Source organism: Pseudomonas sp. UM16, assembly GCF_050312595.1.
Lineage (GTDB): Bacteria > Pseudomonadota > Gammaproteobacteria > Pseudomonadales > Pseudomonadaceae > Aquipseudomonas.
Map to the genome: position 1 here is coordinate 1 of NZ_JBNPJT010000075.1, position 400 is coordinate 400.

Below are 400 nucleotides of genomic sequence, written 5' to 3' on the forward strand. Positions count from 1 at the left end.
GCAATGCGTTGGCCTTTGGCGTCCTGACGGCTGCTCGGCAAGCCACGTGCGGTGCGCAACAGGCGTGTGATCTGGCCCTTGCCGTCGGCGTGGCTGAGCACCTGACCATAGACGTTGTAGGTAAAGCTTTCCGCGCTGCCGTCCGGATGGTTGACGCGCAGTACTTCACCGTCTGCCTTGCGCTCCAACGTGGTGGTCTGGTTCAGCGCATCGGTCACTGCCACCAGATACTGGCGCTCATCGTAGCGATAGCGGGTGCTTTTACCCGAGCAGTCCTGATAGCGCTCGACCTGGGCGAACGCGTTCCACCACAGGTATTTGGCTTTGTGGTTGGCATCGATGATGGTGTGTGGCAAGCCATCGTCGCTGTTCAGGTACTCGGTCAACTGGCCCAGGGCAT

1 pseudogene is annotated in these 400 nt (G+C 60.5%); it reads right to left on the reverse strand.

Going from position 1 to position 400, the window contains the following annotated elements:
* Positions 1–400: pseudogene (locus ACQRAX_RS25620) on the reverse strand (type IV secretion protein Rhs); the annotation flags it as partial.